Here is a 19,319-nt window from a genome sequence, read left to right as displayed (position 1 = left end):
TAACTAACTTTCATAATTTTAGAAGAAGGGTTTTACTAAATTGGTATTTCTGTTGTTAATTTAACATATCTAGTCTGGGAGAGCCATAAAAGTTTTTCATAATATTGCTGAGGCTTGTGTAGGATTAGATGCCCAGCTGGTAATTTCTTTAGGTGGTTCAGCCAGCCCAGAATCCCTACCAGCATTGCCCGGCTCACCTTTAGTTGTAGAATATGCGCCCCAGCTGGAATTACTTCAAAAAGCCGCTCTTACCATTACCCACGCAGGCATGAATACAACTTTAGAATGTTTGAGTAATGGCGTGCCAATGGTTGCAATCCCAATTGCCAACGATCAGCCAGGGATAGGAGCGCGTATAGCGTGGGCGGGTGTCGGTGAGGTTATACCTGTAGCTCGCTTAAATGTCCCTAAGTTGCGAGAAGCCGTCAAACGGGTACTGACGCAAGCATCCTACAAACAAAATGCGCTGAGATTGCAAGCAGCTATTAGCCGTGCCGGGGGGGTTAGTCGAGCTGCTGATATTATCGAGCAGGCTGTGTCTACAGGAAACTCTGTACTTGCTAACACCAATTCCTAAATGCTTGCTTAAGCGCGTATAGATTGAATTGGTACAAAAGAAGTTGTGCTGCGATCGCGTAGGTAAAAAGTTACCAATTTAATAATTATGAACTCTCTAAATAGAAAACTTGGTCTAGTCGAGAATCTGTTTAAAATTCTCAATGATTTAGGCTCCATGATTGATGTAAATGTTGCCCGGATCGAAGGACAACTTACACCCGATATTCTCCAGCAGGCTTTGAATTTAGTACAAAAGCGTCATCCAATGCTTCAAGTTCACATTGTTGAATCTTCAGATGGTGCTTATTTTAATTCTGAAGGAACGTCTAAAATTCCTTTGCATATTATAAACAAACAAGATGAGAATCAATGGCTTGAGATTGCTGAAGACGAATTGCACAAAAAATTCTCTGCGAGTATGGAGCCTCTTTGTCGGGTAACTTTTCTTCCTTCTTCTACCAGTAATGGCACTAGCGAAATTATTGCAACGTTTCATCATGCTGTTACTGATGGAATGTCATGTATGCGTTTTTTCGATGACTTATTGTCTTATTGTCAACAAATTACTGATGGAGAAGATATAGATACAGTAGTAACTATGGAACTTCTTCTTCCACTTGAAAAGATGCTTGCTAACAATCTTCCCAGTCACAACCAAGCAGAAGAAGCTCAAGAAAAATCTCATCGAGAAAATCATTCACCAAAGTTAATCATTGAAGAAGAAGCATCTCCAAGCCAGCGTCGTACCTGTCTTGTCACCAAAATTTTAAGGAAAGATATAACTGTTTTATTGAAAGAACGCTGCAAACAAGAGAAAACAACAGTACATGGTGCACTTTGCGCTGCTATGTTATTGGAAACGGCAAAAATTGTCTTTCGTTATGGCAATATCAAAAATATAAAATTATCTTGTGGCTCAAATGTAAATTTACGAAAATTTTGTCAACCTGAAGTGATGGATAAACACATTGGTTGCTTTATTTCTGGAATAGAAGAAATTCACTGTTTAGAAAAAGATACCCATTTTTGGGATTTAGCACGAGAATGCAAGCTAAAAATTAACCAATCTACTAATAGTAAATTACCGCTTTTTCAAGTTTCAAATGCAGATAATTTTCGGAAATTTAATAAAGATTTTCTCAACAAAGCTTCAGTTCATAATATGGGAAGAAGCACAACTACACATATTTCAAATAGAGGACAATTTAACTTACCAGAAAAATATGGTTCTTTTAAATTAAAAGAACTATATTTTGCTACGGGACAGCATATAGTTGGCACTTGTTTTTGGTTAGGAGTAGTAACTTTTCACGAACACCTATTTTGTACTTTTGCTTATGTCATTCCTTTAGTAAGTGTCAAGACAGCAAAGCAGTTTGCAGATTCTGTGATGGATACTATACAAAAAGCCTGCATATCCTAATCTTAAAAATTGGTTTTACTTACAATCTTCGTTACCGATTGTTTTTATAACCCACCCTGAATCACTTAATTGAACTACTCACAGATTCGGAGGGTTGCTCTTGGTATACACGCCTCCCCTTCACCACCATCCTGACACCACCACTAGGTCTAAATAGAGCGCCATTACGTACTGCCTGTACTGGTTTACTATCAGCTAATTCCATCTGCCAGCGAGACAACAGCGTAGCCAGAACCATTTTCATTTCAAACAAAGCAAATGCCATACCTATACAGCGACGGTTACCACCACCAAATGGTAAATACTCATAGGGAGCAAATTGACGTTCTAGAAAACGCCCTGGCTTAAACAGCTTGGATTCGGGATACAAATCTTCTCGATGATGAGTTAAATAAATACAGGGAATCACTAAAGTACCAGGCTCCAACTCGTAGCCCATAATTTCTAGCGGTGATTTTACCAATCTATTTAATGCCAGCATCACCACTGGATATAGGCGCAGTGTTTCACAGCAGACAGCATTTAAATAGGGCGATCGCAAAATCATGTTTGGATCGGGATTAGTACCTAGTCCATCTAGTTCTTGCAACAGTTTCTCGCGCACATCAGGAAGATGGTGAATCCAGTAGAGCGCCCATGCTAAAGAACTTGCTGTTGTTTCATGACCTGCTACTAATAAAGTAATTAACTCATCGCGTAACTCTACATCTGTCATTGGCTGCCCTTGTTCGTCCCTCGCCGCCATCATTAAAGACAGAATATCAGTTCGAGATGGATCGGGTTGCTCTTTGCGTTCTTGAATCTCGGCATAGATGAGTTCGTCAAGTTGCTGGATTTTGTGCATAAAGATTCCCCAAGGACTCCACCGTCCAAAATCCTTACGCAGTATCGGGAAAAGAAACATGAGTGCTGTCAACAGAGGCGCTTTGGGATTGAGTATGGCAATCAACCTTTGTCTCAGTTTTTCGTAACGCGGCCCTTCCTCTAGACCAAATACTGCTTTTAAAATTACCTGGAAGGATATTGTTTGCATAGATGGCAGAACTGAAAATTGTTCTCCAACTGGAGAGCAATCGCTTACTTGCAATGTGATCTCACGAATCAGTTCACCATAAGCTAACATCCGTTCTCCATGTAAAGGAGGAGTTAAAAGCTTTCTTTGCCGTTGGTGAGGTTTTCCTTCTAATGTCAATAGAGATTGTTGTCCCAATAGAGGCGATTTAATACCTGCTGATTCACCGGAGTCCAACTGTTTTGGATCAGTGGTAAAAATCTGTTGAATCGCTTGAGGATTGCTAATAAACACTTGAGGAGTAAAAACTGGGCCGATCCTAAGAGTGAAGATATCGCCGTAGCGTTTTGCACAGTCTTCCATATATTCCAACGGGCTACTCATCCACTGATATGTCTGTACCCAAGGATGACTTTGAGGGCCGTTAGGCAGTTTATGTGCAAGCATTTTTTTATCTCCTAAGAATTGCAGTCATACTGGCTAATGCTAGTAATTCGCACATCTAATAGTTAGATTGATTTTAGAACAAGTATGGAAATGAGGAGCTTAAAAATTCCTGAACTACTAGTCCATCATATTAATTTAGACAAGCAGTATTTTAGGTAAGAGTATGGTCTAAAAACACTTTTCACACTTTGCCAATATTTCAGTTAAATACGCTATTAACCTGACTTAACAAGAACATCAAAGGCTAGTGTATTTAACCAACTAAGGTATAAATTATACTTTTATTTTCAAACAAGCACAAATTTTACTGTAAGCAAATCAGGATGAGCAAGATGTAGCGATCGCGTCAGCGAAATTTGAGATTATGAACCGAAAATACTGTTTTATCTAAGTTATCAGGAACTCAAACTAAAGAATCTTATAAAATTCAATTGCTCTGAGTAATCCAGCTTGAAATCGCTGTATATCTGTATTAATTGAAAAATTTCAAATTTTTAAGATGACGTATCTACCAACAGCTTTGCAAGCACAAGTTCATCCAAGCAAACAAAATGATATTGCCACAGATACTCTTACAGGATGTACGGTAATTTCAGTGCCTATAATTTTAGTGTTAATAATTATTAGCTATCGCAAGTGTAAAGCTCAAATTCTCCGCCAACAAATTGCACATATGGAAAAGATATGGCGTTTAAATGATCAAGACAAAAATCCTTAATAACTTATCATATCATGTCCGGTTAATCAAACTGAATAAAAATGTTTGCTCGTAGTGAGGACTAAAGTCCTCAAGCCACGACTGAAGTCCTGAGTATAAACTATTTCTTATTGGTGATTGGTCGGACATCATATCATAATTAGTTTAAGTTATGATTGAGTCACAAACGCCTATGGTAAAAGGAATGAGAATAGAAAATTCACAACTGTTGAATGACTGGACTCACAACAGACATATGTTCAGCAAAGAATTCAGTATAAAGTTGTTTCATTTATAAAGGACAAGGTATTAAAACCTCATCCAAAATTCAAATTATTTACAAACAATGAAAAACCTATTCTGAGTTCTTCCTGATAAAAATTTGAGAAGAACAGTATGTTGAAAGCTTTTTGATTGACATACTTTGTTATCAATTGGCATTTGATTAATGGTCAAACCTTCATTCTGCGACTGTTAACTTAATAGTTCCTGAATTTTTATCGCATTTAACTGCTCGACGTTATTTAAAACTATTGTTGCTCCAGCTTGTCGCAAAGTTTGAGCATATGCATCACGTCTTGCAGCTGTTTCTTGGACATGGGGTGGTAAAACTCCTACACCAATCCAGGTGCGATCGCGCTGGAGCGATTGCGCTTTCTCGACTGTGTACATATCAGCTACCGTATCTCCCACATATATAACTACGGATGTTTGGTCAAGCCTATCATCTAGTAAGCGGACAGTGGCAAAAAGTCCAGTCGGATCTGGTTTGCCAGGAGCATCTTCCATTGCAATTAACACTGGGGACTGCAAACCAAGGCGGCGTTGCAAAACATAGGTAGCAGAAGCACGAGTAGCGCCACTAAAAAATCCCCATCTAATTCCAGCCAAAGTCAGTTGTTCGAGATAACTTGGTTGTAATAGTAAGGGTTCATCGCAAATATAGCCCGTAAAATTGTCTGGATTTGTGCCTCGGTAACGTGATTGAAAAAAGGCAACAATATTTTCGTAGTCCAGCTCTAAGTGTTGGCGCGATCGCCCTTGAGTTTCAAAGTAGCGATAGATTAACTCTTGGGATGCTTCCCAATCATTATTCCAGATACCTTCAGACTTTAACTGATCAATATCTACTGATGTCGGACGATAAGCTTTGGCTGTGAAATACTCCACAGTATCTGCAAGCGCCCGGCGATAGGAACCGCCCACATCACGCACAACACCGTCAATATCAAAAACAACAATTGCATTCATAGTCATTGGTCATTTGTTAGTGGTTAGTAGTTTGTTTTCTCTTTGTCCCCGTGTCCCCGCGTCTGGTTGTCCCCTTGTCCCCGCGTCTGGTTGTCCCCTTGTCCCCGCGTCTGTCCATCATTAATTTAGTCAGCTGGTAAGGTATTGCGTTAAAATAAGCGATCGCTGTCATTAGTTAAGTTTTGCCCGGAAATCCCGGAGGTGCAATTGTCAAAGTTTATTTTGAAAATTTTGTGGTTAGACGATAACGTCGCCTTGGCGGTCGATCAGGTAGTAGGCAAAGGTACTAGTCCTTTGACTAAGTACTTCTTCTGGCCCAGAAATGATGCCTGGGAAGAATTAAAAAAAGAACTGGAGTCAAAACACTGGATTAGTGAATTAGATCGGGTAGAGATACTCAATAAAGCTACCGAAGTTATCAACTACTGGCAAGAGGAAGGTAGAAATCGTCCGATGGCCGAAGCCCAGTTGAAGTTTCCTGAAGTTGCCTTTACAGGTAGCGCTTGATCTAGATATTACCAAATGAATTTAGCTGCTGTTGTCCTAGCTCCCAGAGCTTGATTGTCTTATCCCTGCTGCCACTAACAATCAGTTGTGCAACAGGGCTGACAGCAACGGCAGATACCGAGTCTTCATGTCCTGTGAGAGTAGCAATTTCTTCTCCAGTGCTAACTCTCCAAATTTTAATTGTGTTGTCTCTACTTCCACTGATCAGCGTTTCACCATTGGCACTAAAAGTTATCGCCAGCACTGACCAAGAATGATCTTGTAGTGTGCGAATTACCTGACCAGTGTTGATATCCCAAAATTTGATAGTGTTATCATCGCTACCAGTTGCCAAAATTTTTCCATCGGGACTAAAAGAGAGTGTCAAAACTGCCCATGTATGGCTAGAAAGGCTGTATAATGGGCAGTTTTTAAATTTCTCTTTGTCAAGACGGGGAGAATTGAATGAAGAAATATCCCACAATCGAATAGTTCTGTCATAACTAGCACTGGCAAGAAGTTGACTTTGGGGACTAAACGCTACTGCACTCACCTGTAATTGGTGTCCAACCAGTGTACAAATTTCTTCACCTGTTTTGACATTCCAGAGTTTAACTGTTTTATCCCAACTGCCACTAGCTAGTATTGTCCCGTCAAAACTGAAAGCAACTGATTTGACGCTGTTTGTGTGTCCAGTGAGGGTAAAGATTTGCTCACGCGTATTCAGGTTCCATAATTTAATTTTTTTATCATCACCAGCCGTTGCTAAAATTTTTCCATCAGGGCTGAAAGCAACTGACTTTACAGCTTGATCATGTCCAGTTAAAGTACAAATCAGTTTTTTAGTATTTAAATCCCATAATTTAGTTGTTTTGTCATCATGAGCGCTGGCTAATATTTCCCCATATTCCCCTTCATGAATAAGACTAGAACTAAGGCTAATGGCAATAGAATTTACGCCACTTAAGAAATTAGGATGTGCAGCTAAGGTATGTAAGCAGTGCCAATTTTGGATTTGAGATTTGAGATGGGGAATTGGAGATTGGATGCCCATTGCTTGCATGACTTCATCTGCCGATTGAAAGCGATCGCTTTTGGAATTTGCTATTAGTTTGTCAATAATTTTGCCCAGGCGATCGCTAATTTTAGTATTAAGATACTGTCGCCAAACCCAGGAATTGCTAGTAGTATCAAATAAATCAAACGGAGAAATTTGGGTAAGTAAGTAAATACAAGTTACACCCAAGCTATAAAGGTCACTTGCAAATACAGGTTTGCCTTGTGTTTGCTCTGGTGCAGCGTATTCTGGACTACCTATACTGCGTTCATTTCTTACTTGTTTCCTTTCTGACAAAAATTTAGCTGTTCCAAAATCCACTAAGATTAGATCCCCCCTGACTTGAAAGAGCAGGGGGAGATGGGGAGGCAGGGGAAGCTGGGGGAGAAAAACACTTTCATCAAGGCTTGTGAAACTTGTTTCATCGGGACTGCCTATGGCACCCCCCCTTGATAAGGGGGAGCTAGGAGGGGGTCTCAAAATCAGATTTTCGGGTTTAATATCGCAATGGATAATGTGGCGATCGCGAGTAAATTTGAGAACAGGCAACACATTCTCTAAAAGTTGCCAAATTTGAGTTTCGCTAAAGCTTCCCTGCTCTTCTACCAAGGTAGCTAAATTCTTGCCTTCAATATATTCCTGTACCAAATAAAAGTGCTGCTTTTCTACAAAGTATGCTATCAAGGCGGGAATTTGTGGATGTTTCCCCAATTCCCCTAGTTGTTGTGCTTTTTTAATAAATTCTTCTGCTGTTTGCTCTTGCTGCTGTAATTGTTGCACAACACAAAGAACTGGTAAAGATTGGGCTTCATCTGTTGCAAGAAAGGTTTTACAACATCCACCTTTACCAATCTGTTTAATTAAGCGGTAACGTTCGTGCAGCAAAATTTTGTAATTTTAGTGAGATACAAGGTTGAATTGTAGCTTGGCTTCCTATTATGCAATGCCTAGCAACGTTGGTGTAAAGAAATAACAAGTCGTAAATTGCGTCAGCATCCCATCAGGTATACTTTAGATGCTACAAAATACAACTTGTTTAACTACGAGTTAACGGGAAAAATTCTTGCAATGTGAGTGCGATCGCTTTCTGAGTTGGGCTAGAACTGAAAGCGGTAAAGGCTGTAACTAAAAATTTCAACATAACTAAATAAATAACCAGAATCAATATCACTTGAGTATTCGACAAGAAGTGATCAGGGAAAATTACGGAGTTTCTACTCCTAGAGAAAATCACTGAAATTAATTGAATAGAGTTCCAAGAGGACTGTAGAATGAGTCAATCACGTCGTGTTTTTCTGCTCTCAGGACTATCTGGAGCAGCTGCTACGACAGCAATTTTTCAAAACAAAGGCTATGCTAACAAAGCAAAGCCATCGGTGATACATACCGCTCAAGCGAAACAGAATCAATTGACAGACAATATCATCGCTGCATTCAATCAGTTACCAGGCAAGAAGGGGCTTAAGTTTTTGGCACCAGCAGATGCTGGGTTTGGGGAATGGTCTGCTATGCTCAATCCTAATATAGTCCTATTTTGTGCCAGCGCGTTCAAAGGATTCGTACTAGCCGAGTTTCTACGCTTTGTGGAGGAAACGCTTAAACCAGGGGACAAGAACTCAATCGCGAATCAACTTAACCAACAACTTAGTAGAGAACTCATACTCGATGAATCTGTGTTCTCGCCTGGTGCTCCTGTGTTTAATCCGCCTAATCTTTCGGGAAAAGTCACGGTGCAGACAGTGCTTGAGGCAATGATCTCACGTAGTGATAACACAGCTACAGATATGGCACTAAAGCAGGTAGGGGCTGATCGGGTACGCCAATTCATTGCAGAGATAGGGCTGCAAAGTACCCGTATTCCAACTAGCACCCGCCAGTTTTTTGGCTACATTGTTGGGTATCCAGAGTGGCAAACTATTACATGGACGAAACTTGTAGAACTCCTAGAAAAGGATTTATATGAGCCGAAACCCATTCTCAACGACACGATCACGATGGCTGCCTCACCACACGATTTTGTGTCATTCTACTCGCGAGCCTTACAGGGCAAATTTTTCAAGTATCCAGAAACGTTCAATAAGTTCCGGGCAATTCTGTCATTGGCTGACGCAGTTGCCCTGTCGATGCCATTAGGTGTCAACGGCTTCGGGAAGGGCGGCAGCATTGACTTTGGATCGGAGCACGTCTTGACTTTTGCAGGCGGTATGTGGATTCCTAAGCGGTGGGTGTACTTTAGTATGATGATCAATTGGACGGATAAGGAAGCAGGGACAGTTGCGCAAGTGCAACAGCCCTTTATTGAGACGGTGAACAAGATTTTTACATCTGTAAGAGACAGCTTTGGATGCTAGTCATACCAATGTGTGAATTTTGGATTCAAACCATTGATGAATAGGCTAGTCCAGAATTTTGAAACAAGACTCTCTACACCAATTTGGGATAATATGATGTCCGTCAAATCACCCATAATAAACAGTTTGTAGTCAGGACTACAGTCTCGGCTTGAGGACTAAAGTCCTCACTACGAGCAAACATTTTTATTCAGTTTGATTAATCAGACATGATATAAAACATCTGCTTTAGTAGGTAAAAGCAATACCCTATCTGTTTGTCTTAAGGCATAACAGATTCTTTTGATTAGAAGCTCACCTTAACTAACATTCCCATCCAAAGGAAATTCAACAACTACAGGAGACTGATTTCCATTTGATGCAGTTGTTTCTGGCTCGTTAATTGTTGGTTGTGATTGCGAAGGCAATATCACCTCACCTGGCTTGGTTGTTTGATTCCACAAAATCATCGAAAGCAGCCCATCTACCAAGCCATTGGTACTGCTATTGTTGCCACCAACCAACACATCTGGAATCAGACGCACGTGGCGATCGCCAATTATTTGCATCATCTGCATTGCCGTATATCCTTGTGTTCCCAAGGCTTCCACACCAGAACGGTAGGCTTCAGCTTTCGCATTACCTGTGGCGCGGATAGCTTCGGCTTCGGCAATACTCTTGAGGCGCAAAGACTCAGCTTCTGCATTTGCTCTTAAGCGAATTGCTTCGGCTTCACCAGTCATTTCTTTGACTTTGGCACTCGCCTTGAGTTCGGCAATTTTTACGCCTTGCTCTGATCGCACTGCTTCTTGCTGAATGTCTGCTTTGGCTTTAAGTTCAGCAATCATCACACCCTGCTCTGATTTCACCATGTCTTGCTGAATATCAGCTAAGGCTGTTTCCCTGACTAGCTGTTGTCTTTGAGTTTGTGCCTGCTGTTGCACCTCAAAAGTCTTGCGTTGTTCTTCGGCAATTTTCCGATCTGTCTGTGTTTGCATCAGTGTGGCTGGCGGTTGAATGTCACCAATCAAGGTGTCAATTGCCTGGACATCATAAGCTCGCAGTGCCATTTTAATATACTCAGCCGCTTCCGCTTGTCGTTCGCTGCGGGCGCTCAAAAAGTCGAGTACGGTATAGTCTTGGGCTGAGTTGCGGAAATAGTTGCCGATGGTTGGTTCTAACACATGATCTACTAAATTCTGCATGGCACCAACACGGGAAATCACCTTAGGAGCATCCAACGCGCCAACGTGAATAATTTGGGCAACCTCTAAATCGAAAGCAAACCCGTCTCTTGAACGCACCGTGAGAGAGCCAAGTTTTGCATCATAGTTGTGACGTTCGGTGCGACCAGACCAGTTTAAAACAATATTGGTAGTTGGCACCAGTTCAATCTTCATCACACGAGTATTAATCGGGTGCTTTCCTGGGTACAAAGGTTCAACCCATACACCCTTATGTCCAGAATTGACTAAGTTACCGTGGGTGAAAGCTGCACCACTGACATCTTCATGGGCTTTACCAACAAAAGAAATTACCACACCTACATAGCCAATAGGTATTTCTGTCATTGGCACTTGCTCAACCTGAACAAACCAAGGGTTTAAGTTCCAACAACCAGAAAGCAAAATTTGCTCTTGCAAACCTCGACGCCCACCGCCATCAATAAATCTTTGCCCGTTTTGGAAATTGTCGTGTCCGGGAATGATGGGGCCGGCTATTTCACCGCCAGGAATAGGAAGTCCATCTAAGGTTGTGACGATACCAACTTTATCAGAAGCAACATGATATAATCGCAGATATTCTGGACTCATGCCTTGCTTCGTGGCATTTGCTACTGTAATGACTTTAAATAAGGCAGTGTTAATACGGTAAGTACCAGCTGTGAGAAAACCCATTTGCCGTCCTTTTTCCCCACCATTAGTAAGGAATTTACGGGCATCTTGGAAATTGTCACACTCTATAATTTTTCCTAGAATCCGTTCTGGCGGAATTGGTTTGCCATCTTCTGCTACTAGTAGGGCGATTTCACCTTGAGGAACAACAACTACTGACTCTTTTTTGATCGAGTACTGCCAAGGCCAATAACCCCAGTGCCAGCCAGGAGCTAAAGTGTCGGCTTGCAAACCAGCTTCACCATCAAGGGCAATCAAGCGTCCAGCTGGAAGCCCACGCCCAGAAATCGCAAATTTTTTAACTACAATTCCAACTTCTCGTTCACCAATGACAACTAATCCACCAAAAAACAAGGGGAAAAAGATTACTAAACCGCCAACTAAGACAACAGGGATAAGTCCCCAAGGTGAGATTTGTGCAAGTTGGAGGTTATTGTTAACGTTTGGAGACTGAGCAATTGTTGGTTTTGTTTGCTGTAGTTGAATTGATGTTGAGGCGATGTGTTGTGTAGTAGTTTTTCTAATCGGGCTTGCACTGACAGCATTTATACTACCAGCTAGTGCCGCAGTTGTAAGTACAGATGCTGCTAAACGAAATATTTTAGTTTGCTTATTTCTACTTGAGAAATCTTGTGAAGCTTTCATATTTTTGCCCCTTTGGGCAACTAATTATCTAAGTTATTACTTCACCAAGATTTTCCCTATATTCTTAAACTTGTTCTAATTTTTAGAAAAGTTCATACACATTCAGAAAGCCCGCAGGCTAGAAGCCTGGGGCTACAAGTACTAAGCCTACCTCCGTGGGATGAAATCCCTACCCGGATTTTGGCAAAGGCATCGTAAAAATTAAGAGTCTCTATTTATACCATACCGCCAGCAGCTTGAAAGCGAGCGCGAGCGCGTTTGTAGGCTTGGGTGGCTTGAATTTGAGCTTGGCGATCGCCTTGAGCAACCTGATTTAAGCGGGTTTGTGCTTCGTTATAAGCAGTACGAGCTTCCTCAAGGTTAATAGAGTCGCCACGTTCAGCGCCATTGACGAGGATAGTGACTTCATCTTGTTCAACTTCGGCAAAACCGCCCAACAGTGCAATGGGTATCCACTGTTGATTTTTGCCGGGGCGTACTCGCATCACGCCTGTATCTAAGGCACTTAACAATGGTGCGTGTCCGCTAAGGATACCTAGTTGACCGGTGGTACTAGGTAAAATAACTTCTTCGGCTGAGTCATCCCAGATTGTTTTATCTGGGGAAATTACACGAACAGTTAATGTCATTTGTCTTTCGTTCTGTGTCCTTTGTTATTTGCTAATGGCTAACAGCTATTAGCCATTAACCATTAACAATTAGCCATTAACCTTTGAGCTTTTCGGCTTTAGCGATCGCTTCATCGATGCTGCCAACCATGTAAAAGGCTTGCTCTGGTAGATCGTCCAACTCACCAGACAAAATCATCTTGAAGCCTTTGATGGTGTCTTCCAACTTCACGTATTTACCAGGAGAGCCGGTGAATACTTCTGCCACAAAGAAAGGCTGGGACAAGAAACGCTCAATTTTACGCGCACGAGCCACTGTTAAACGGTCTTCTTCAGACAACTCGTCCAAACCAAGAATGGCGATGATGTCTTGCAGTTCTTTGTAACGCTGCAAAGTTGCTTGTACGGCACGAGCGGTGCTGTAGTGGTCATCACCAACAATGTTGGGTTGCAACATGGTGGAGGTAGAACCCAATGGATCTACAGCCGGATAAATACCTTTAGCAGCCAAACCACGAGAAAGTACAGTGGTTCCGTCCAAGTGGGCGAAGGTGGTTGCAGGCGCAGGATCGGTTAAGTCGTCTGCTGGTACGTATACAGCTTGAATCGAGGTAATAGAACCCTCGTTGGTAGAGGTGATGCGCTCTTGCAGTTCACCAACGTCTGTACCCAGAGTTGGCTGATATCCTACCGCAGAAGGCATCCGTCCCAACAACGCGGACACTTCTGAACCAGCTTGTACGAACCGGAAGATGTTGTCGATAAACAACAGCACGTCTTGCTTGTTGACATCACGGAAGTATTCCGCCATCGTCAAGCCTGACAAACCAACGCGCATTCTCGCACCAGGTGGTTCGTTCATCTGACCGTAAACTAGAGCAATCTTCGACTCGTTGAGGTTGTCGTTGTTGATTACTCCAGATTCAATCATTTCGTTGTAAAGGTCATTACCTTCGCGGGTGCGCTCACCCACTCCAGCAAAAACAGATACACCACCGTGTTCAGTAGCGATGTTGTTGATCAACTCCATCATGATCACGGTTTTGCCTACACCGGCACCACCGAATAGACCAATTTTACCGCCACGACGATAGGGAGTCAGCAAGTCAACAACTTTAATCCCAGTCTCGAAAACTGAAGGCTTAGTTTCTAGTTCAGTGAGTTTAGGAGCAGGACGGTGGATGGGGAATTTTTCCTCAGAATTAACAGGCCCCCTGTTGTCTACAGGTTCGCCAAGGACGTTGAAAATCCGACCCAGCGTGACTTTACCAACAGGTACGCTAATCGGAGCGCCGGTATCAACGGCTTCCATGCCACGTACTAAGCCATCAGTGGAACTCATGGCAACAGCCCGTACTTGGTTGTCACCTAGCAGTTGCTGTACTTCGCAAGTAACCGAGACTTCCTGTCCGGCTTCGTTGGTGCCTTTAATGCTCAAAGCGTTGTAGATAGGTGGCATTTTCCCACTGGGGAATTTGACGTCTACAACCGGACCAATGATTTGGGTAATGTAACCAATTTTTGTGTTTTCTGCGGTGGTGACCATGCTGAGTCTAGTGATTGAAGCTATATTTCAGATCGGGTCGTATAAGGCTTAAGAATTAAGCAATGTCATCTTCAAGAGTAGCACTGAACGACGCCACTATTCGGCATAAATTTAGATAGTTAAGTAATAGTTAAGCCTAAGCCTTCAAAATTGCGCTCAAGCTAAGATTAAAATGATTGAGGCTACCATGCTATAGATATAAATAAAAAATAGCCGTGTCTTGCTAAGAAGACACGACATAGTTTTTACAAGAGAAATCTAAGTAAGTTTAAGGCTTGCTCTGAAGCAGATTTTTGCAGTTGGCCTTTGAGTAATGAAGCAATCAATACTGTACCTATAGCCAAAATACTCAATATAGAATCAGGCTTGGTAACAGTTTGAGGAGGCTTGATGTGTTAGTTATAGGCTGAGGAAAAAATTAATTGACTGCCTGGCCTTTTCGACGACGAGATACAAACATTACTGCCCCTGTTAGTCCTAATCCCAATAACGCAGTTGGTTCAGGAACTGTAGTAAATGCCACACCAGTAAAACTTGCTGTGAGTTTTCCCTGCTCTAAGAGGGTTTTAGCATTGTTAAAGTTAATATTACTAGCGACAGAAAAGTTTAAGTGTCCTTTCCCCGTAGTTTTATTCAACGATCCAATTACATCTGTAAAATAGCCTGTAAAATTCACTACTCCAGTCACACCGTTATTGTTTGACAAGATAGGATTTTCTAAAGATTCTAGAACAAAGATATTTTTTTGGTCAGAGGTTGTATTGCTGTTGTCATTATATTTACCAAGATCCAAAAAAAGCGTATTTGGGAATAAAGGTGAACTAACGTCATATATTGTCGCTATATCAAATGCAGGATTGTCAGGATAGGCAGGGCCAAAAGTTCCTGTTTGTTCAGAAAGTACAAGATTCGCTGGTGAAGTAGGAGAAAATTTTAAAGAATTATTAGAAACTACAACTGAAGGTAAGGGAACACCAGTAGGAGTATAGTTAAAACCACCAGAGAAAGTAGCCGCTTCAGCAGAATTAGCAAAGGTAAAAGCTCCAGCCGTAGCTAAAGGGAGTGCAGCAGCCAAACCAAGAGATGCTTGTAATATTTTTGATTTCATAGCAAACATTTTCATTTCAAATCCCTATTACAAATTAAGAAAAGTATTTCAAGTACTTTAATTATGTTTACTGATTAATTCAGTACCTGCTGAACTTGTTCTTTCCATAGAATTACATAGAAAAAGTGTAAGTACAAGGTTTAATACGTGTCTTTATTAAATCTTGATTATCCGTATACCATCTCTACGTATATTTTTCTCATTTCCTGATGGTTAACTTTTCAAAGAAGAGCCGATCAATTCGAGATATTGGGCTAAGTCAAGTAGAGTTATTTAGATTTTTCTAGAAATTATCTACATTATTTTTTAGGTAAAGCGAATTTCATACAGAAATGAAATACAGTTTTTTATTAAATTTATACCTAAGATTTGATAAAGTTAGCAAAACTAGGGGTAAATAAATTAAACAAGATAACTTAGTATCTGTACTGTCCAAATTATAATTTTAGAATTATCGTGTTTTCAGCTACAGTTCCGTTCAACATAGATAAGCAAAAATTTAATTTAATATTTCATTTAACAATGCAGCTTTTTGAAGCACATCATGCTGCCGATTCATGAAACCTCGCATAATTGTTTGTGGTTTAGGACGCACAGGATATAAAGTCTTTCGTTTGCTAAGACAGCAGGGAGCGTTAGTTGTCGGCATTCATCACCAAGCGCTTCCAGGCGAGCGAGCCGGAGATGTAATTGTTGGCGATTTACACGCAGCTAGTACCCTCAAAGCTGCTGGAATTCAACAGGCGCACACTATAGTGATAGCTGGAGGCGATGATGCCCTAAATTTACGAATTATGATGCAAGCGCGGGTGCTTAATCCCCGGATTCGGATTATCAATCGCTTCTTTAACACGAGTTTGGGAGAGCGTTTGGATCATGCTGTGCCAGAACACTTGAGCATGAGTGTTGCTGGATTAGCGGCACCTGTCTTTACCTTTGCAGCACTAGGAAGCCAAGCGATCGGGCAAATTAAGCTGTTTCAGCAAACTTGGCCTATTCATGAAGAGTATGTTGATGAAAATCACCCGTGGCTGAATCGCAAAATTAGTGAGTTATGGGACGATCGCACGCGGATGCTGATTTACTATATGCCAGCAGAAGGTGAGATGGATCTCGTTTCGGCACTGGTGTCTGGGCAAAAGTTACAGCTAGGCGATCGCTTAATTGTTGGTGCTCAACCCCGCGTTCGTTGTATCCGCAGATCGATGATTGCTAGATTGCTGAAAATCTTGACTAGTCTGCGGCACTTTCAAAAACACGCTGAAGCAGTTGTGGCAATGTCGATCGTGTTGCTGGTAATTATTGCGATCGCTACACTTATCTACACTTCTTCTGATGCAGCTGTTTCTGTTGTTGATGCTTTATACTTTGCTGTCGGTATGATTACGGGAGCGGGTGGCAATGATAAAGTGGTAGAACACGCTCCCAGTAGCATTAAATTATTCACTGTATTAATGATGCTGGTTGGCGCTGCGGTGATTGGTCTTTTCTACGCACTGCTTAATGATTTTGTCTTAGGCAGCCGTTTCAAACAATTTTTAGATGCAGCCCGGATTCCTCAACGCCATCATTATATTGTCTGTGGCTTGGGAGGAATTGGGATCAAAATTGTTCAGCAACTCCACGCCAGTGGGCATGATGTCATAGTCATTGAGCGTGACACCAACAATAGATTTGTCAATACGGCTCGCGGATTAGGCATTCCTGTCATGCATGGAGATGGTAGTTTTGCAGAAGTTCTCAAAGCAAGTAATTTAGAAAATGCTGCGGCACTAATTGCTGTTACCAACGATGATGCTACAAACTTGGAAATTGCCCTCAAAGCCAAAGCATTGATACCAAAAGTACCAGTAATTGTCCATTATGCAGATCCAGATTTTGCCCGTATGGCACAACAGGTGTTTGACTTTGAAACAGTACTAAGCCCGGCTGAACTTGCTGCCCCAGCTTTTGCGGCTGCTGCTCTAGGGGGGCGTATCCTTGGTAATGGTATTACAGCCGATAGTTTATGGGTTGCTTTTGCAACATTAATTACACCTGCTCATCCCTTTTGCGGTCAAAGAGTTAGAGATGCAGCTATGTCTGCTGACTTTGTACCTTTATACTTGGAAACAAATAACCAAACTATTCATGGCTGGGATTTACTAGAAACTAGCCTCAGTGCTGGAGACATTTTGTATTTGAATATGCCAGCAAATCGTTTGCATCAGTTGTGGCGTTATACTCCTCCACAAGTAATGGTAAGTTGAAGAGGACTCGCACGAGTCTATGGAATAATAAACAGCAGAGAACGCAGGGAAGACGGAGTCAAGAGGATTGTAGAGGGATTCTGCGTCAGTCCCATACTTATTAAGTGCAAGTTCATAGAGAATCAGTATAATATCAAGTTCAGTTAATTACTTATAAATCTTTAAGCACCCCACCCACCTAACGGTACCCTCCCCTTACCAAGGGGAGGGTTAGGGAGGGGTAACACCAAGATGGTAATCATAACTAATCATGCGAACTTGATATAAGTCTAGATATCTAAACCCACAACTGTTAACTGCGGTGGATGTTCAACGGCAAACTGATAATATATCTCTTGTTTGGCTTGCGCAGGAATAGTAATCTCCCATTCCAATCTTCCCATTTCTCCTAGTTGAATTTGCGGATTGCAACGAAGGAGGCGAACTTTAATTTGTTCGCTGCGGCTGACTGGTAATTGTTCTGTTAATTTCAGATCCACTTGTTGAGTCAGCAAGTTTGTAATTAACAACCGATATGCATAAATAATTCTAGAGTTATTGCCAATCAATTTTTTATCTACTTGGCGCTCAATTAAATCGCGCTCTATTTTTAATCCTTCGTCAATACCCAAGTTAACTTTAAACTCTTGCCCTGGTGCAATATTTTCTAACTTCGTTGTACCAACAAAGATATTGTCGCGGAATATATTTGCTTTTCCTGGTAATAAGGTTGCCCCATTAGAGTTATTTTTGACATGAGCTTGTAAATAAGCAAAACTTACCAAGCGTGGCATTGCTATATAACTAAAGTGGCAAGGAAAATCATCCTGAAAAATTGTGGTTTTGTGTGGTGCGCCATCACTGGGAATGTTACCATTGCCATTCAGTTTAAAGTTGACGACGCTACCTTGTTTTGTGACTTCTGCGACAACTGTTTCGGCTGCAATGAAATTTTCCTCTGGTAGTTCGTAGTCTTCTCCTTCAGGAGCGTCGCTGGCAGGAGCAGCCGCAGTCATAGGTAACATAGGTGTTCTTCTTCTCACTCTCCTTAATTCTGGGTTTGAGCGTGGTACGTCAATATACCAAGGTTCTAGTTTTGGAGGTAGTGTTCCCAATCCTGGTTTAGCAGTAGAAAGGGTAAGAGCAACACCAAGCCAATCTTCACCGCTATTTTGCGTTACTTCTGCCAGATAGCTTAGATTGACAATATTATTTGTACTACATAAGCGCAAATCGTATAGGGGAGTCCAACTGGCACGATGAACGATGTAGGATACCTCTAGCTCAAATTCGCCTTCACCCGCAGGCTCGATCGCCACGCTCAAACTATAAGTTTCTTTGGGATGGGGTGTTTGTAAAGTTTGCAACTGCTGGCGAAGACTTTGTAATTGCTGCTCTAATTCTTTTTGCCTATTTTTACACTCAGTTGTAGAAATACCATACTCTGTGTATTGACTTCCTAAAAAGTTGAGAAAATCCAAAGTTTCGCTAAGGCTCAAATTTTTTCGCGCCAGGCTGATTGAAAATTGTTCCTCTGTTTTCTCACACAAGCCCTGGATAAAGCTAGACTGCAATGCTAAAGCTTCGACTTGCGCTTGCAGGTGCTGCCACTCTGCTTCTAATTGCTGGATTTGCTGAGTCAGGTGGGCAACTTTTGCTGCCACTGGTTCTGTAGAGAAAATGCGATCGCATTTAGCTTCGAGCAAGCGCACTAGGGTTTCACCTTTGCCACTTACCCTGACTGATTCTGTTTCTGTTGTGTCTGGCAGTGAAGTAATTACTAATTCTGTTTCTTGTCCTGTTAAGAATACTACACCCCGTCGTGTAACTAAAGCTTTGTCAGAATATACGGTTACAGCTACAATCTGGCTTGCTACTATTTTTCGCACAGATGGCATCTCTGGGTTAACCACTGCCAGTTTCCCCCTTATTTTTTACTGTTATGCAGGTTAATTTTTAATGTTTACAGGTCTATACGTCAAGCAATTACTAGGGATTAGCAAGAAGAGTGGGAGAGGAAGAGATGAG

General features: G+C 41.6%; 13 protein-coding genes and 1 pseudogene. 6 read left to right on the top strand and 8 right to left on the bottom strand.

From position 1 onward, the window contains the following. Positions 1 to 79 precede the first annotated feature (79 nt). Positions 80 to 577, top strand: a pseudogene (locus tag QUB80_RS30340) (glycosyltransferase); the annotation flags it as partial. Positions 578 to 664: 87 nt separating this feature from the next. Next, entirely contained in the window at positions 665 to 1,981 is a 1,317-nt protein-coding gene (locus QUB80_RS30335; RefSeq protein ID WP_289793171.1) for a condensation domain-containing protein, read from the top strand. 61 nt (positions 1,982 to 2,042) lie between these two features. Here QUB80_RS30335 and QUB80_RS30330 read toward each other — a convergent pair whose 3' ends face one another. Next, on the bottom strand, positions 2,043 to 3,440 hold the full coding sequence (locus tag QUB80_RS30330; RefSeq protein WP_289793170.1) for a cytochrome P450: 1,398 nt from the start codon (positions 3,438 to 3,440) through the stop codon (positions 2,043 to 2,045). 499 nt (positions 3,441 to 3,939) lie between these two features. Between QUB80_RS30330 and QUB80_RS30325 the strand changes: the two genes are divergently transcribed. Continuing rightward, positions 3,940 to 4,158 (top strand): hypothetical protein, encoded by a 219-nt coding sequence (locus tag QUB80_RS30325; protein WP_289793169.1) that lies wholly within the window; start codon positions 3,940 to 3,942, stop codon positions 4,156 to 4,158. Positions 4,159 to 4,611: 453 nt separating this feature from the next. Here the strand turns inward: QUB80_RS30325 and QUB80_RS30320 are convergent, their stop codons facing one another. Continuing rightward, positions 4,612 to 5,394 (bottom strand): TIGR01548 family HAD-type hydrolase, encoded by a 783-nt coding sequence (locus QUB80_RS30320; protein WP_502875338.1) that lies wholly within the window; start codon positions 5,392 to 5,394, stop codon positions 4,612 to 4,614. Between the two features lie 195 nt (positions 5,395 to 5,589). Here QUB80_RS30320 and QUB80_RS30315 point away from each other — a divergent pair, with 195 nt between their 5' ends. Then, positions 5,590 to 5,895, top strand: a complete 306-nt coding sequence (locus QUB80_RS30315) for a 30S ribosomal protein PSRP-3 (protein ID WP_016874109.1) — start codon at positions 5,590 to 5,592, stop codon at positions 5,893 to 5,895. A 1-nt stretch (position 5,896) separates the two neighbouring features. Here the strand turns inward: QUB80_RS30315 and QUB80_RS30310 are convergent, their stop codons facing one another. Continuing rightward, complete coding sequence (locus QUB80_RS30310; RefSeq protein ID WP_289793179.1) at positions 5,897 to 7,819, bottom strand: serine/threonine-protein kinase; 1,923 nt, start codon at positions 7,817 to 7,819, stop codon at positions 5,897 to 5,899. A 383-nt stretch (positions 7,820 to 8,202) separates the two neighbouring features. On the opposite strand from QUB80_RS30310, the gene QUB80_RS30305 reads away from it, so the two are divergent. Continuing rightward, entirely contained in the window at positions 8,203 to 9,282 is a 1,080-nt protein-coding gene (locus QUB80_RS30305; RefSeq protein ID WP_289793168.1) for a serine hydrolase, read from the top strand. A gap of 299 nt (positions 9,283 to 9,581) precedes the next feature. Here QUB80_RS30305 and QUB80_RS30300 read toward each other — a convergent pair whose 3' ends face one another. The 4 genes from QUB80_RS30300 to QUB80_RS30285 form a co-directional block, all read right to left on the bottom strand. After that, positions 9,582 to 11,801, bottom strand: coding sequence for an SPFH domain-containing protein (locus QUB80_RS30300; protein ID WP_289793167.1), 2,220 nt, complete (start codon positions 11,799 to 11,801; stop codon positions 9,582 to 9,584). A 215-nt stretch (positions 11,802 to 12,016) separates the two neighbouring features. Beyond that, entirely contained in the window at positions 12,017 to 12,430 is a 414-nt protein-coding gene (atpC, locus tag QUB80_RS30295) for an ATP synthase F1 subunit epsilon (protein ID WP_289793166.1), read from the bottom strand. Between the two features lie 76 nt (positions 12,431 to 12,506). After that, on the bottom strand, positions 12,507 to 13,955 hold the full coding sequence (gene atpD / locus QUB80_RS30290) for a F0F1 ATP synthase subunit beta (RefSeq protein ID WP_289793165.1): 1,449 nt from the start codon (positions 13,953 to 13,955) through the stop codon (positions 12,507 to 12,509). A gap of 418 nt (positions 13,956 to 14,373) precedes the next feature. After that, entirely contained in the window at positions 14,374 to 15,063 is a 690-nt protein-coding gene (locus QUB80_RS30285; protein ID WP_289793164.1) for a PEP-CTERM sorting domain-containing protein, read from the bottom strand. A gap of 557 nt (positions 15,064 to 15,620) precedes the next feature. Between QUB80_RS30285 and QUB80_RS30280 the strand changes: the two genes are divergently transcribed. Continuing rightward, a complete protein-coding gene (locus tag QUB80_RS30280; RefSeq protein ID WP_289793163.1) occupies positions 15,621 to 17,312 on the top strand; it encodes a potassium channel family protein in 1,692 nt (563 codons plus the stop codon). Between the two features lie 269 nt (positions 17,313 to 17,581). Here QUB80_RS30280 and QUB80_RS30275 read toward each other — a convergent pair whose 3' ends face one another. Then, positions 17,582 to 19,204 carry a mucoidy inhibitor MuiA family protein gene (locus tag QUB80_RS30275; protein ID WP_289793162.1) on the bottom strand — a complete coding sequence of 541 codons (1,623 nt, stop codon included), beginning with the start codon at positions 19,202 to 19,204 and terminating at the stop codon, positions 17,582 to 17,584. Positions 19,205 to 19,319: the final 115 nt, after the last annotated feature.

This window comes from Chlorogloeopsis sp. ULAP01, assembly GCF_030381805.1.
Lineage (GTDB): Bacteria > Cyanobacteriota > Cyanobacteriia > Cyanobacteriales > Nostocaceae > Chlorogloeopsis.
Note: the sequence above shows the minus strand (reverse complement) of the source record. Positions and strands in the feature narration are given on the sequence as shown.